The sequence below is a fragment of the Ectothiorhodospira lacustris genome, from assembly GCF_022227785.1.
GTDB lineage: Bacteria > Pseudomonadota > Gammaproteobacteria > Ectothiorhodospirales > Ectothiorhodospiraceae > Ectothiorhodospira > Ectothiorhodospira lacustris.
In genome coordinates, this window is record NZ_JAJNQM010000001.1 from 39,784 (window position 1) to 55,773 (window position 15,990).

The 15,990-nt window shown below is 64.9% G+C and carries 10 protein-coding genes; 6 read left to right on the forward strand and 4 right to left on the reverse strand.

Annotated features, from left to right (window positions below; translation table 11 throughout):
• The first annotated feature begins 19 nt into the window (after positions 1-19).
• Positions 20-559 (forward strand): hypothetical protein, encoded by a 540-nt coding sequence (locus LQ952_RS00195; protein WP_238620532.1) that lies wholly within the window; start codon positions 20-22, stop codon positions 557-559.
• Positions 560-645: 86 nt separating this feature from the next.
• Here LQ952_RS00195 and LQ952_RS00200 read toward each other — a convergent pair whose 3' ends face one another.
• From LQ952_RS00200 to LQ952_RS00215, 4 genes are read right to left on the reverse strand one after another with little or no spacing between them, the layout of a single operon-like run.
• On the reverse strand, positions 646-2,496 hold the full coding sequence (locus LQ952_RS00200) for a formylglycine-generating enzyme family protein (protein WP_238620533.1): 1,851 nt from the start codon (positions 2,494-2,496) through the stop codon (positions 646-648).
• Between the two features lie 49 nt (positions 2,497-2,545).
• A complete protein-coding gene (locus LQ952_RS00205; protein ID WP_238620534.1) occupies positions 2,546-6,904 on the reverse strand; it encodes a hypothetical protein in 4,359 nt (1,452 codons plus the stop codon).
• A gap of 8 nt (positions 6,905-6,912) precedes the next feature.
• Complete coding sequence (locus tag LQ952_RS00210) at positions 6,913-8,223, reverse strand: hypothetical protein (protein ID WP_238620535.1); 1,311 nt, start codon at positions 8,221-8,223, stop codon at positions 6,913-6,915.
• Positions 8,224-8,237: 14 nt separating this feature from the next.
• On the reverse strand, positions 8,238-10,049 hold the full coding sequence (locus tag LQ952_RS00215; protein ID WP_238620536.1) for an NHL repeat-containing protein: 1,812 nt from the start codon (positions 10,047-10,049) through the stop codon (positions 8,238-8,240).
• Between the two features lie 204 nt (positions 10,050-10,253).
• Between LQ952_RS00215 and LQ952_RS00220 the strand changes: the two genes are divergently transcribed.
• From LQ952_RS00220 to LQ952_RS00240, 5 genes are all read left to right on the forward strand, one after another.
• Complete coding sequence (locus LQ952_RS00220; protein ID WP_238620537.1) at positions 10,254-11,006, forward strand: MBL fold metallo-hydrolase; 753 nt, start codon at positions 10,254-10,256, stop codon at positions 11,004-11,006.
• A 170-nt stretch (positions 11,007-11,176) separates the two neighbouring features.
• Positions 11,177-14,599, forward strand: a complete 3,423-nt coding sequence (locus LQ952_RS00225; RefSeq protein WP_238620538.1) for a hypothetical protein — start codon at positions 11,177-11,179, stop codon at positions 14,597-14,599.
• A gap of 89 nt (positions 14,600-14,688) precedes the next feature.
• Positions 14,689-14,988, forward strand: coding sequence for a DUF2845 domain-containing protein (locus LQ952_RS00230; protein WP_238620539.1), 300 nt, complete (start codon positions 14,689-14,691; stop codon positions 14,986-14,988).
• A gap of 178 nt (positions 14,989-15,166) precedes the next feature.
• The gene (locus tag LQ952_RS00235) at positions 15,167-15,586 is read left to right on the forward strand and encodes a guanyl-specific ribonuclease (protein WP_238620540.1); all 420 of its coding nucleotides are present in this window, start codon (positions 15,167-15,169) and stop codon (positions 15,584-15,586) included.
• The gene (locus LQ952_RS00240) at positions 15,586-15,987 is read left to right on the forward strand and encodes a barstar family protein (protein WP_238620541.1); all 402 of its coding nucleotides are present in this window, start codon (positions 15,586-15,588) and stop codon (positions 15,985-15,987) included. The genes LQ952_RS00235 and LQ952_RS00240 overlap by 1 nt, the downstream gene beginning before the upstream one ends.
• Positions 15,988-15,990 lie beyond the last annotated feature (3 nt).

The window sequence follows — 15,990 nt, forward strand, 5'->3', positions numbered from 1 at the left end:
CGAACCAAAGGAAACCACCATGCTCAAGCGGATTGCAATCATTGCCAGTGTATTCTTCCTGCTGGCAGGCCAGGCCCTGGCGATGAACATCACCTCATCGGACATGGAGCGGTTCATCAGCACCTTTGAACAGCTCATACCCCATATCGATGACCATGAGTTTGATGACGATGATGACGACGATGACGATCTGAATTTCCTGGACATCGACACCATGAAAAGCGAGTTCATGGAAATCCTTGCCGACAACCGGGAAGCCGAGAACATCATCCGTCGCAACGGCTATGCCTCGGTGTCTACCTTCGCGGAACAGTCCGCCTATATCACGCGGGCCTACATCGCCCATATCGGCATGATCAGTATTGACGAGTTCCAGACCGCCCTGCAGGACATGCCCGCCGAAGAGCGCAAGGCCCTGATGGCCATGCCCTTCTTCCAGACCTTCCATGACACCCGGGCACGCTTCGCCGCGGTGCCCGCCGCCCAGATCCGCGCCATCCTGCCCTACCTGGATCAACTCAACGCGCTGTTTGAAATGGAAGAGGACGACCTGGACTGAGCACCCTGGCCTGAAACCGAACACTATCGCCCCGACCGAACCGCACCCGGCGCCGGGTGCCAAGGGACGATAATGCTCAGCGCCCTCTATCTGCCACCGCCTTCAGGACTCATGGCGTCCGACCCGGGCAGCACTCGCACCGGCCGAAACCCGTCTTCCCCCATGCCCATCATGCCCCCCGAGCTTCTGGCGGCTGAACGAACATCCGCTTCAGACCTGAGCCAACTACCTCCACGGGATATCATCAGCGTGCAGGAAGCGCTCTCCCTCAGCGGGCTGCCATCCGTCGGCATCAGCTCAACATTGCCGGAGGAGCAATCGCGGGTCCATTCCATGACATTGCCACTCATGTCATACAGGCCGAAGGCGTTGGCGGCCTTGGCCGCAACGGGATGCGTTCGGCCGTCACTGTTGCATCGATACCAGGCCACCTCGTCGACTTGATTGCTCCCGCAGTAGCGCAACTCGGTACCGGCTCGGCAGGCGTATTCCCACTCCGCGGAACTGGGTAGCCGATACTCGTGGCCGGTCTTCCTGCTCAGGTGATAGAGAAACACCTCGGCATCACGATGCGAAACACTATCGACCGGACAATCGGGGCAATCCTTGAAGCGGGAACGCTCCTCATCCATCAAGGCAGACCATTGCGCCTGGGTGATCGGCGTTTTAGCCATGGCAAAGGGTCGCGCGATGGTGATCCTGATCCGTGGCCAGTCGTGCTCCGTGCGGCCGGGATCGGACTCGGGAGCACCCATGAGGAAACTGCCGGCCGGAATCACCACCATCTCCGGACATTCCGGGCAATCCCGGAAATATTCGAAATTGGTTCCCGCCTGACTGGAGGGCGACGGACTGGCCTTCTGCTGGGCTTCCAACTGCCCGCTGAACGCCGGCGAACGCAGCAGATTGGGGTGATACTCATAGACCCAGGTCACGGTGCCGCGACCAGACCAGCCATTGGCCCGTATTTCAACGGTGAACTGATCACCCGGGCAGCCCTGGTCAGGCCACCGAATCGTGGCTTCTCCCTGGGGGTTGCCGATGGAATCCGGGTTGTCTGGAGAAAACCTGCCGGTCGCCGCGCGACCACGATCCGAGACCGGCCGGCTACCGGACCGGTATTGAGCGCTAACGGCGAAACCGCCCGACCGAGGGTCCGTCCCTGGCGACGCCCCGCTCAGGTATTCCACGCCGCTACCGGCGTCGATCACCCGAATTCGACCGTCCCAGGCGCTTCCGTTGAAGACATAACGCGGCGGTTCGTCCCAGTTCATGTCGAAGGCGAGGCCAACCTGACGCAAGTAGCCTTGACTGGACTGTTTAACCTGCGCCCGATCAACAGCACCATCAGATCGAAGACTGAAAGAGAATGTCCTTTGATGGCTATCGCGATTCTGTCCCGAGCGTTCTTCGGCGGAAACCATCACCCAGCCCGGAACGCCGTCGAGCGTGAGCGTTTCACCGTGCTGCGTTGCCCGCTCGGAAATCGACGCGGCCAAGGAAGTTTCCGCCGGATCAAAGCTCGCCAGCAGTTGCGCCAGGGCGCGAAGTTCATTGATACGGGAGGACAGGTAAGGCGCCTCAGTCGAACGGGCGACAAGCGCTTCCACCATGATCCGATCGGCACCGAGCAGGTCGATATCATAAGATCGCAACTCCAGTGCCAACTGACTGAAACGCTCCGGCAGCCGATCCCAACCACGGAGGGCTCTGACGGTAAGTTGACCCCTGGCTGCAAGGTCCACCAGCTCTGCCGGCAGATCGGCCTGTCGGGTCTCGGCGCCTTTTTCCCTCGCCGTCACTTCGGCTCGCTCCGTACCGACAGCAGTTTCAATTTCCTGCCCGAATGCACTTGCGGCCAGCCACAACATAGCCAGCGTGATAGCCATCATCATTCGGCAACGGGCGCGATGGCATGCCTTGAACCGGGTCATCATTGATTCTCCCTACGTATGCCGATACTGGGCGCGCAAATCTCGTGCCCTGTCAGTGCCGAAGCCCCTGCCCCAGGGCCTGTATGGCCCCACCCACCAGTTCCACCGCGCCCAGCGTATCCATGCCGGTCATCTGTCGTACCTCCTTGTCGGCGGCGATGGGATCCATCACCGCCCGGTTCATCGCCCGAGACAAACCCCGGTAAAAATCCAGCGACTCCTGGGCGGCCTGACGTTGCCCCGCGTCGGGCGCTTGCCGCACCCGTGACTGCAGCAACGGGATCACCTTGGAATCGATATCCTTGGCGGTGCCGCGGTAGATCTCGAAGTTCTGGTTGTCCGTCCCCATGCCGGTGAAACGGCGCATCTCGTGTGCCTTGTGCACGGTCACGCCGCCTGCCTGGGCCGCATGCCGTGGGTTGATGACCGAATTCGGGTCCACCCCGGAACGCACGATGTCACGCACATGCAGCCATGCCGTGTCCTGGTAGGCCTCGGCATGGGCACTGCTGGTGACCATCTGCCAGGAACCCTGCGCGGTTCTCCCTCCGGCATTGCGGGCGTAGACCCGATTGAAACGTCCCTGTACGAAGGCGTTGGCCTCGGCCAGGCTCAGTTGCTGCGCCTGCCCGGTGGCGGGATCGACCCGCCGCAGATGGCTGGCATCGCCCGTGAAACGCATCGCCAGGTCCAGGTCCATGCCTGGCGAGCTATTGCCCGCGTTGCGGATGGGTCGAAACTGCAGGGCATCGGGGGCAATCCCCTGGGCCTGCAGGTCGGCACGCAGATCCCTGACCACCTGGCGGGTGTGCAACCGATCGGTGAAGTTGTAGTCCCTTTGGGCCAGTGGATCGGCGCCCCGCTTCATCCAGAGCTTGGCGTGGGGGGCGTGCTTGATGGCGGCAGTGGTGTCCATTAGCGCCCGGTTGGCATCGGTCCAGGTGCGGGTCCGCCACATCAGGTCACCGCTGTAGCGCACGCCATCCACTTCGATATACCCCTGCTGTCGCATGCTCCGTTCAAGGCGGCGGACTTGCGCGAACTGGGCCTGGTGCTGCTCCGCCAGGGCGCGGCCCGCGGCCCGCTCCTCGCGGAAATTCACCTTGCGCTGGGCCTCGCGCCAGGCCTCCCGGCGGGCCTGCCGATGGGAAGCCTGGATCTGCCCCTGTACGTTCAGGGCGGCCTGGGTGGCGGTCTGGACCACCTTGCGTTGCACATAGGTGGAGGCCACGCGCCGGGCGGCGCCCTCGACGCCACCGGCCTGGTAGCCTTCATAGGCGGTCAGGGCATAGTCCGCCTTGGGCGACCAGTAACGCAGGGAGGTGAGCGCCGCGCCCCGGATGGCGCCGTGAACATCACCCTGCTCCGCATAACCGGCGATGCCGCCGCTGGTGATGCCATAGGCCACCGACAGCACGCCGCCTCCGCTGACGAAGGGCGTGGCATACATGGCGTAGGTGGCCGCCTGCTGATAATTCTCCAGGATGTCCACCGCCAGTTGAGCCCAGGCCTCATCCTCCTGGGCGGCGGCACGCTGCTGTTCCGCCCGCGCCTGCAGGTTCCTGGCCACCACATGCCCCACCTGCACCTGCCGCTCCAGATCCATCCCGGTATCCCGCAACTGGCGATCCACCCAGTCCCTCAGGTCGCGGCGTTCTTCCGGCGGCAGGGTATCCACCATGTGCTCGATGCGGTCCAGATTGCGCCGTGACCGCTCCACCCGGGCCGCCATCTCCCGCCCCTGCGCCAGCATCTGCTCCTTGACCAGCTGATCCCAGGCAGTGGGAGTGCGGACGAAATTGCCCGTCCGCAGGGTGGTGATGGCATCCCGCTCTCCCTGCAGATCGGCCCGCTTGATGGTGAGTTGATGGGCCAGAAACCGGCGTTCATCCTCATTGCCGCTGCCGCGCATGGCCTGTTCCAGGCGCTGGATGTCGCCCTGCAGCCAGCCGATGTTGTTCTCGTGAAAGCGCACCCGGGCCTGCAGCGGATCATCCTCCGCCGGGGCCGATGATCCCTCCGGCGCCACCGGGATGTCGATACGCGCCACATCCAGATCACCCACGCCGAAGAGATTGCCCACCGGCAGGCTGTGATCCGTTGGTAACAGGCGCAGGCGGCCCGCCGCCACCAATTCACGCACCGTGAGATATTCGTTCTCATTGTTCGAGGGGAATCCTGGTATCACCTCGGGCATGAGCACACGGCACTCGATACAAGGCGCCACTTCTCCCACCTCATCAATGGGCTGGGGCAGCAGATCCAGGGGTGCGCCGGGCTCCAGCACGACCCTTGCCGTGGGCAGCCAGGATGCCGGGGCCTGCTCAAGACGGGCATCGCGCAGGCCGTATTCACCATGACTGCCGTATCCGTGCTCGGCCCAGCGCTCGTGCATGAAGGTGGGCGTCCAGTGATAACGCCCGCTGCGCAGGATCTCCATCAGATCCCGTAACTCGTGTAATCCGGCTTCCTGTATCCGCCGTATGTCGTGGCGACGTTCCACCTCCAGCACGCCTTGCAGGCCGGCCATCTGCTCTGCAAGCCATTCCAGGGTCTGCTGCCGGTATTGGGTGTATTCCAGCGCGATATCGGGAAAACGTGAATCCGTACCGTCCCCACCCCCATCGGGGCCGAGGCGTAGATGCCCCATCATCGCCTCCAGTTCAAACAGCTGATGGCGCTGAATCTGATCACGCAATCCCCCCGCATTGCCGATCACCGCCCAGTTCGGCACCTGGATCAGGAGGATGCGCGGATCTTCATCCCCACCCGGCTGGATCAGATAGTTCACCAGCTCAATGCCGTACAGCCACGGATAGGGCCAGCGCAGGGCGGGACGGCCATCCACCGTGGTCTGCGTCAGCCCGGTCATGGCATCGTCATACCGCCCCTGCATCCGGTGGGTCCGGACCCAGTCACCGGCGTCCGGGCTCATGAAATGGGGAATCATCCATTCATCAATCCACTGCCATCCGGCCCAGCGCCCCTGCACGATTGTCTCCGCCGGCACCGGATCGTGGATCACGAAGGCCAGCATCAGCGGCGCGGTGATCTGGTCCCGGGAAATGGAACCATCCCATCGCAAATGGCGATGTTCAAAGGCGTAGTGAAACACCGTCTTCAGTTCACCGAAGTCCTCGTGACGGGGGCAACCGCCGGCAAACCCACAGGCCGTCTCCGCCGACCAGCCGGGACGGGGGACGTGACGGACCTCGGCGGGCGGGGCCAGGGATTTCACCAGCTCGACAGCCTGCCGGGTTCTGGCCCGGGCACGCGCCTGTTCCCGCCGCACATCGGGTGGATCGCCCAGGGCATCAATGGCCGCCACCAGCTGTTCCATGTGCCGCTTCACGTCACCGATACGGGCATTGAGCAACCCCACCCGATGCATGGCCGCGGCAATGTCTGCGTCCTCGCCGTAGGCCATGGCCAGTTCCACGGCAAAATCTGCCTCGTCCAGGCCCTCCAGCAGCGCCGCCATTTCCTGCTGCGCGGCCAGAAACTCCATCAGCAAGGGGTTGAGGGCCTGCAGCCAGGCCAGCACGGTCTCACTGGGATGCTCGAACAACGGTGCCCAGAGACGGCTGAAGGCCGCCTCATCGGCTTCCGACAGAACGCCGTAAAGCATGCGCATGCCCTGCATGGCAAAGATCACCTGCCCTGCCCAGTAGGTATCCCCCAGGGTATTGACGCCCTGGGCCAGGTCGGCGCGGATCAACCCCGCGGGCGGGGCGGGTACGCTGGGGGGCGGCGCAGCAGCGACATCCGGGGTGTCCTTCTCCGGTGGGAACAGCAACTCACGGGTGGCCCGGGCATCCAGACGCAGCGGAGGGTCAAAACCCTCCGGACGTTCCAGCCGGTCCAGCATCGCCGCCTCCATGGGGTCCTGGGCGAACAGAACGGCACCGAACCCCCCGCCCGGCATCGAGGCCGGGGCCTTTTCGAGAGATTCCCAGTCCTCCAGGGTCCAGGTCTGTTCGATATCCAGCGCACCCGCCAGCGCGGAGTCGGCGCCGGATGCTTCCATGCTCAGGGTCGTGATACGACCCATCAGGGCCTGCAGGTCCCTGAGATGGCCCAGTTGATCCGCCGACAAGGACAGGCGCCCACTATCGGCATCCTCAACCCAGCGATCAACCTGCGCCTGATCCGCCGCCAGCAGGTCCAGCGAACGGCCATGCAGCGCCATCACCAGACCCTGATGGGCATCCGGCAACAGCCCCCAGGCCCGCAGGGCGCGCACGGTCAGCTTGCCCTGGGCCGCCAGCGTCTGCAGTTCCGGGGCCAGAGCCGGTGTGTCGGCCCTCGCGGGCGCAGTGCACTCCAGGAGCAGGGACAGGGTGCAGGCACCCATCATGCCGACAACAAGCCGTGACATTCCGCGGCGCCGGGACAGCAACAGGGTGTTCATGCCCATCCTCATTTCCCCCTGCCGGCTCGCAGCCGGGCAATGACCCCTTCCGCCTCCGCTTCCTTTCCGGGGGGGACCGGTACCACCACGTTCTGCTGGTCACGATAGACATACACCCCTCGACCACTGCTCACCCCGCGCAATCCGGAATACGTCAGCTCGATCCGGGCAGGACGGCCCTGCTTGCCCCTCTGCAATCGCGCCGACTCAAGCCGTGAGCCCAGTCCCGACCAATGGTGGGCCTGATGGCCGATGCAGACACCCTCCAGCCCCAGCCAGACCTGCGGTAACGCCTGTAACAGACGTCGACGGGTCCACAGGGGCATGAGCAACACGATCAGTGCAAGCAGCACCACCATGCCCGTCAGCACCCCCGCCACCACCAGACCCGCTCCCCGGTCCGGCGCAAACAGCACAAACCCCAGGCCCACCACCACGGCCATCACCGCCACCATCACCAGCCTGGCCAGCTTCTCCCCCCGGCTGCGCCGCATGTCCCTCTGCACGAAATCCCGCCACTGTTCGGGTGCCAGTTGCCAATGGGCCAGCAAACCCTCACCGGCCATGAGTCGCCTGAGCCAGGCGTACTGCCGACCGAAGATCAGGGCCGTGACAAGACCGGTCAATGCCAGCATGCCCCCGATCACGATCAGGGCGTAGACCGCGTCCGGCGCCGAACGCTGCGATAGCCACAGGCTCACCAGGGTCAGCGGCAGGAAAAAAAACAGCAGGCCCAGTCCCGCCCGCATGCCCCTGGCCAAATTGCTGGCCTGGGCAGGCGATTCACGAACCGGCAGCGCGAGCATCACCACCAGGACGATGCCCATGCACGCCCAGAGCAGCGGAACACTCCGGAAAGGATGGGCCTGCGCCGGGGGTATGTCACCCAGATGCTGTAGCGGATCCACCCATTGCAGGCGGTAGAAATCCAGCGACTCCCCGTCCCGCAGGGCCAGATGCACCCAGCCGCGCGGAGGATCGGTGACGGGCACCCGGTCCGGTGCCATCCAGGTCCGGTCGCCATCGAAACCCGTTAGCTCTCGACTCCACTCACCAGCCTCGACCTCCAGCATCGCCCCGCCGACCTGGTTCTGGATGAACTCCGCCATCGGCATGAAGGGACGCGACTGCCGGGACTGCTCGATCACGGCGGAAGACAGAAATGGCGACGCCCGCTGCCGGGGGGCATATTGCTGCTCGTGCAACTGTCCCCAGGCAACCGGCTCCACCGTCACCAGGGTGGCGGCGGGATACCACCAGAGCATGACGCCCAGAGCCAGAAGCATGGCAACGATCAGACTGCGAAACACAAGCAACATGTGGATGGCCGGCCTCAATGTGTAGGGGTGATGTCCCGCCAGGTGCCATGCACCGGGTCCAGTTCGTGAAGACCGTCGAGGGTACCCAGATAGACCCGGCCTCCCGCGGCAGTCAGTGCGTAAGGCGGCGGCCCAGGCGGTGCGTAGGCATTGCGTTCCACCCAGGTGCCATCCTCCCGACGCCGCAGGCGCACCAGACGATCGTCCTCGGTCAGCGCCAGCTCCGTGCCATCGGCCAGGGTCACGGCTTCCACGTACAGAGGGTGTCGGATGGCGTCGTCGCGCCAGCGATCCTCGCCGGGTGCCAGCGAAAACACCGTGACCTGGCGACGAGTCCAGAACGTCCCGTCGGCATCCAGTCCCGGTGCCCCACGCTCAAGCTGGGCAAACCGGCTGTGCCCCCAAGGCTCACCGGGCCGCAGCCACACCAGGTCATTGGGACCCCAGGCCACCCCATGCCCCCCCGGCAGCCACCGCAAATCCCGTAGCTGATGGCCCAGAGCCCCACCGACCTCGACCGGCGTCCAGCGATCCTGTTCCGGATCCAGGCGGTGGAGCTGGCCGGTGTCGGCATGTATCCCGTACACGACACCCTCCGGGCCGGTGCGCAGGGCACGTACCCCCCCCGGCCCCGGCCATCCCGATGCCGACATCCGCCATTCCCCGGTCCGGCTGTCCAGACGCCGGGGCGGATGCCGTGGACTGCCCAGATAAAGGCGGCCCACGGCATCCACGGCCAGGGACACCGACCCATCGGTGAGGGGAAACGGCGTTTCGATCCGTTGCCAGTCCGCACCGGGATGCGGGCGCCGGTACAACCGATCGCCCATGAGAACGAATAGCCCGCCCGACCCCACCGACGCCACCTGGTGGACGATCAGATCAGCCCCGAAACGGGCCCGCACCCACTCCTCGCCCTGTCGACGGTACAGCCGTCCCTCCCGGGTCCCGGCCCAGGCGCGGCCCGCCCCGTCGAAGGCCAGGCTGAGCACGGGGATACCCGCCAATTCAGGCACCTCCCGCCAGCTGTCGCCGCCATCCCACGACTCCCGGACCCCGTCGCCGACACCGGCCAGCACCCGGCTGCCATCGGCGGACACCGCCAGGGCGGTTACCTTCACGGCTTGCAGACCCGACAGGCGCTGCCAGCGGACCTCGCCGGGGCGCAGACGGTAAAGGCCGCCACCATAGGTTCCAGCATGGAGGGTGCCGTCGTCCGCCAGCACCAAAGCCAGCACGTTGCCGTTGCCCAGACCGAACCCGACGGGCTGCCAGGCATCACTGCCGGGCTTGAGCCGCAGGACACCCGCGCCCATGCCGGCGCCATACAGGGCACCGTCTCCGGCGATGACGAACTGTTGCAGGGGCTGATCCGGAAGGCCCCGGACCTGCGGCGGGGAGAACCGGCCATCCGATAACCGCTGCGGCCCCTGGCCGAAGGGCCGGACCACGCAGCGAGCGCCGTGACAGGCCAGCGCGCCGGTGGGCTGATCGCTGAGTCGTTGCCACCCGGTCTGGTCGGATGGGCGCTGGTAGAGGCCGGTGCGTGTGCCGAGGATCAGCGAACGGTGGCTCTCGGCCAGAGCCACCGGTAGCGCATCGGGCGCACCGGCGACGCGCCGGAACCGCCAGTCCGGTCCGCAGGCCCGATACAAACCGCCGGCCTGGCTGGTCAGCACCGACACGCAGCCGGTGGATTCCGGCAGGATGCTCAGTATCGGCTGCGCCTGAACGGCACCGGCACAGAGGAGCAGCATGGACAGCATCGCCAGGCGCAGGGCGGTGACCGGATACCGGAGAGGCACCGAGGCGGTTGGAAAGACCATGTGCAAACGGAACGCTCCCAGGGTCGGAAAAGCATCATGAAGGTCCGAGGCCATACTGCCCCGCCCAGGCTGCGTGCGAAAGTCGACCATCTGTCGTCTTTTGGTGCGCGCGGAAAGGCGCCCCCCTCTCCCGCCAAGGAAGGGCACCTGACCGGCTATACTGGAACCGACGCAACGGGCACACGACTGGAAGAGGAAAACCCAATGCATTTTCGGCAACTGTTCGAACCGGATTCTTCCACCTTCACCTACCTGCTGGCCTGTCCCGACACCGGTGTCACGGCCCTCATCGACCCGGTGCTGGAAACGGTGGACAGGGACCTGGAGGTCCTGCAGTCCATGGGGCTGACCCTGGATTACGCGGTGGAAACCCACATCCACGCCGATCACATCACCGGGGCGCGGCGACTTAAACAACTCACCGGCTGCCGGATCGCGGGACCGGCCCTGGACGCGCTGCCCTGCCGAGACCTAGGGCTGCGGGAAGGGGAATCCTTCCAGGTGGGCGGCATCACCCTCCACCCCCTGTTCACCCCCGGACATACCGACACCCATCACGCCTATCTGCTGGATCATCACGGCCTCAAGCTCCTGTTCTCGGGAGATGCCCTGCTGATCGAGAGCTGCGGACGCACTGATTTCCAGTCCGGTGATGCTCATGTGCTGTATCGCAGCATCCATGACAAGTTCTTCACCCTGCCCGACGAGACCTTGGTCTATCCCGCCCATGACTACGAAGACCGGCGCATCACCACCATCGCCCAGGAAAAGCTGCGCAACCCCCGGCTGGGCAAGGGCCGCACGGAGGCGGAGTTCGTGAAGATCATGCACGAGATGGACCTGCCCTACCCCCGCAAGATCGATTTCGCGCTGCCCGGCAACGAACAGTGCGGCGCCTGCCCGGACAATGTGCCGGAACAGATGCGCGCCCTGTGCGAGGCAAGCCGGCAGGGATAGCAGGGAGAGAGGGACAGGGCCACCGGATGATAGGCAGTGCTCAAGCAGGCGAGGCCGCGACGGATGACACGCGGACGACAGCCGGCAGGCCGGGATTTACCTACACTGGCCGCTGACTTCCCAGTCCATCCTTGCTGCCACGGCATGTGCCGTCCGGGAGACATGATCCGATGCCCGTCCTGCCCCTGATCCTTGCCCGAAACCTCGTCGGGACCCTGGCACTGCTGGTGCTCCTGCTCCTGCCAACCATGGCAACAGCCTCCAACGACATCGAAAAACGGATCTACGAGCAGTCCTACGGGGACGTCAAGGCGGCCTTTGATGAGGTCAAGTCCCGGGTGGATTACGCGGCTACCCAGATGGAGCGATTCCAGCAGGCCATCGACGGTTGGCGGCGAGCCACCACGCGCGAAGCCCAGGACAAAAACATCCAGGGCGTGGAAGACCTGCTGCAGGATCTCAACCAGGATGCCATCGACAAGCTGCTGGCACTGGGACTTGGGGAAGAAGGCTTCAAGGCCCTGAGTCAGTTCCAGGACACCCTCGGATTCAGGATTTCCGACCAAGTGGACCTGCTCTCCTGGTTTCGCAGCAACCGCTCCGAGGCCTTTGGTCATATGTACCGGCTGAGCGAACTGGAACGCACCTACCGGGACAGTGCCGCGGTCAGGCATCTGCGCACGGCCAAGGCGCATCTGGACCGGGGCGAAGCCCACCTGAAGACGGCCGGCGGCATGGTGGAATTCGTCAAGCTGTTCGACCCCACCAGTTCCAACCCGGAAGTCCCCACCGAAAGCCTGCGCCGGATCCGGGACGTACTGACCTACTCGAAAAAATTCACCGATAAGGTTCCGGCGCTCAACGCCATGATCGATTTTTACGTGGAGGCCGCCGATGCCTTCATCGGCGCCCTGGATCGGCTCGATGCACAGATCGCCCAGGCCCGCCAGGGTGCGCTGTGCGGTCAGATGGGCAGGGACAAGGCCGTACAGCGTGCCTTCGAGGCAAGCTGCGGCAGCAACTGCAATTGCGCCGCCTTTCTGGCCGAGGACGATCAGTACCCGGGGCTGAGTCCGATCCGGGTCTGGCAGGGGGTGGAAGACAACAGCCACTTTATCTATCTGGACGAGCGCATGCACGCCCTGGTGGATGGTGGCAGCTTCGCCATCCTTTATGCCTATTACCGGGCCCTGCAAGGCAGCACCGAAGAGCGACACCGCAACATGGTCACACCCGAACGCCTGGTGAGCATCGCCATGGCGATGACCCGGCCCATCACCCAGCAGCACCAGACCTTCAGCCGGTATTTCGAGATCGTTGACGGACCCGGCAGCGATGAATTCCAGAAGGTCCTGGAAAGGACCGGCAAGACCGACGGCCAACGGTTGACCGCCCAGGACGGCACCAGCTATCTGCTGCGCAGCGGCCGGCGGGACGAATTTGCGGCCCTGAACTTCTTCAGTCAGCCCTTCCGGTCCCTGATCAGCCAATGGGTGGAAGCCCATCAGCACCAGATCGTCATACCGGGACAGGTCACTTCAACCGCGCATGATGTACCGCTTGCCGATGTGGTGGTGCGCATCGATGGCCAGACCCAGCCCCTGGAATGCACGCGATCCGGCTGTCGCTTCTCTGCCGTCGTGACCCGGCGCACGCCTTTTACCCTTCACGCAACCGCCAAGGATCACAAGCCCTTCGAACGCGACCACGTGGAGGCCTACGGCACACTGACCGCTCTGCCGATCCGTCTGGAACCCGACCGTCCTCCCGAGGACCGGCCACCGTCGGCATCTCAACCGGACTCCCAGCCCGCAAGCCCGCAACCGGCCGCCGCCACAACCCCGGACGATACCGTGGCGGCACCGACCGCGCCCTCACCCGGGTTGCCGTCCGCCTCCGACCGGGGCGGCGCAAGTGCGGGTGCAGGCACCTCGGCCCAGCGTACCGCGATCCTGACCGCCTCCCTGCAGGGACGGGTGCTTTACGGCAGCCAGGCCACCCTGACCGTCAGCGTCCCCGAACCCCCGCCGCCCGAGCCGGTGGAATGCGTCGAACCCGGACCAGAATCACCCTTTGCGGTTGCCGACGAATCGGGCAACCCGTTCCGCTACTGCGCCGATATCCGGATCGAGGGAATCGATGCAGGAACACGGTCATCCCGGCCTACCGGCCGCCAGCCAGCACCCTATCGTTACGTGTGGCACGGCAGCCCTGACCTTCACTTCGACCAGCCCACCACGGAAAGCCCCCGCACCACCGTGACCTACAATCGCATGGGGCGCGTCCTGGTCTGGGTGCAGATACTCGCTCGCGAAGGCAATACCTGGCGCCTGCACGCCGAGTCCCAGCCCGTGGCGGTGGATGTGGCCGCACCCGAGTTTGCCCTGCAGTTTTCGCGACCGGACGGCCAGGCCAGGATCGGCGACACCGTGCATGCACGGGTCGTCAGCCGCCCCGCCGTCGCGGACGCACTGGTGGATCATCGCTGGATGGAACCCTCTGCCGGTAATCGTCTTGAATACGGCGGCCACACCGCCGAGATCGCCTTCGTGATCCAGGACGAAAAGCCCGTGCAACTGGAAGTCCATGCCCGGGTCCCTCACCACGGCGACACCCTGGCAACGGTTCGCGGCAGTTACACCGGCAGTGGTTATCGGGTGTCCATCTCCGATCCACGTCGGCCCGGCCCACCGGCCCAGGTCTGGGACGCGGCCAGAGGCGGCCTGGCCCCGGTCCCCGAGGGTGCCGTTGTCACCCATGAGGAGGTTTACCTCAGCGCCCACATAGCGCCCGGGACAGCGGATCAGTTCCGCTACCGCTGGCAGGTCAGCCCCTCGGGCGCCCGGCTGTTCAGCCCCGGCGGTCGGGATACGCGGTTTTCGGCCCATGCCGCCGGCACCTATGCCATCGAGCTCTCCGTGCACGATGCCGAAGGAAGAATGCTGGGCAGTACCCGGCGCACCCTCAGCGTCCTGTCAAATACCCCGCCGGATGATGACGACGAACGAGCCCGGCAGATCCAGGCTCACCTGGACAGCATGCGGGACCACGCCCGCGCGGGACGGCTGGATTCCGCCCTGCGGTCCGTCCAGGACGCACTGGCCATTGATCCGGCCCACACCGAGGCCGGTCGTCACCTGCAACGACTCAGCTATCTGCAGGACACCGTTGATCGCGACCTGGCCGAAGCCTCGCGCCTGATGACAAGCCGGCAGGAGGATGAAGCCCGGGCCATCGTCCAGCGGCTGCGCCGGGCCTATCCGGAATACCCGCCGATCCTGGAGCTGAACCATCAGCTCGAACACCTTCCTCCCCGCACGGAAACCGATGATGAGGTGCGGTATTTCACCGCGGGTGAACCGATCACCCTTGACTACGACACGCTGCCCGGCCACCCGCAGGACTGGCTCACCCTGATTGAAAGCAGCCAGCCGGATAACCGTTATGCACAGTGGTTTTATACCCAGGGCCAAACCGCCGGAACAGCCATCTTCAATCCATTGCCGCCGGGTAAGTATGAACTGAGGATCTACCATGACTGGCCCGCGGGAGGCTATGAGGTCCGGCAGCGACACCCCATCGTGGTGCAATGACCTCGGCGGCGGTCGCCGTGGGCGGTGAGGATGCGACGGGACCGCTGCTATCATGTCGGCAGAATCCTCCCGGCAAGGTCTGTGCGCACATGATCAAACACTGGACATGGCTCCTGCTGCTACTACTCCTGGTAGCCGCCACATCCCAGGCCTCCAGCCTGCGTTTCGACGGCGTGCTCATCCGCGAAGGCAGCCCCGCCTGGCTGCTGCTGGAGCACATGGGCGAGCCCCGCTACCGCAGCAGCCAGGAAACCTGCGTGCGGCGGGATCGCCGCGGCTGCCTGGAATGGCGGGCCTCGGAAACCTGGTTCTATCGCCACAATGACCTCAACTACACCATCACCGTCAGCGGCGGGCAGATCCTCAAGATCGAGTGGAGCCGGTTCTGACGCCGGGACGCCAAAGCCCCCCTCTCGTCACTCCCGCGAAGGCGGGAGTCCGGAATTTTCAGGCTGTGAATGGATTCCCGCTTGCGCGGGAATGACGTATTCAGAGCGTCCTTAACCGAAGCCGAAGCCGAAGCCGAAGCCGAAGCCGAAGCCGATCCATCGAAACCCAGGTAGCGTGATGACACGATCACTGACATTTCTTTTCAGCCTGCTCATCGTCTTGATGACGGGGCTCACCGGATGCTTCTCGGCATCGGACTCCGATCCGGGCAGCCGGGCCGGGGCGGACACTTCCCTGATCGTGAAGGATGTCCGGGTCCATGACATGGACGGCCGCCTGGCGTTTCAGGGCGATGTGGACCTGGCGCCGGAGCTGGCCCGCATCAAGCGCGGTGAGCGCGATCCCCATCGCAATGACGGCAGCGTCTTCCAGAACCGGGAAGGCAGGCTGCCGGCCAGGGAAAGGGGGTATTACCGGGAATACGTGGTGAGAACGCCCGGCATCCGACATGCAGGACCCCAGCGCCTGGTGATCGGCCAGGGAGGGGAGGTCTACTATACGGCGGACCATTACCGCACGTTTACAAGGATACGCTGATGCTGCCCGAACAAATCGTGGAGGCCGTCCTGGACGGCACTAAACCCATCCTCGAAGCCCCGCTGGAGGGGGAGATGGAGGCCCTGATGGAGGCCCTGCGGGCCCGCGGCCTCCGTGCGGTGCGGGTAGACCGGGCACCAGTATTCGACAAAGACACCCTGCTGCATGCCCTCTATCAGAGTTGCGCCCTGCCCGCCTGGTTCGGCTTCAACTGGGATGCCCTGGCCGATACCCTCGGCGATGACGACATCCATGAAGCAAAGTCGGTGGTCCTGGTGTTCGGATATTTCTCCACCCTCCGGCAGAGAAGCCCCGACACCTGCGACACCTTCCTGGACATTCTGGCGGAAGCCACCGACCTGCCTCACAGCTGGGTCAGGCAGGCATTGCTGCTGAATTGACCG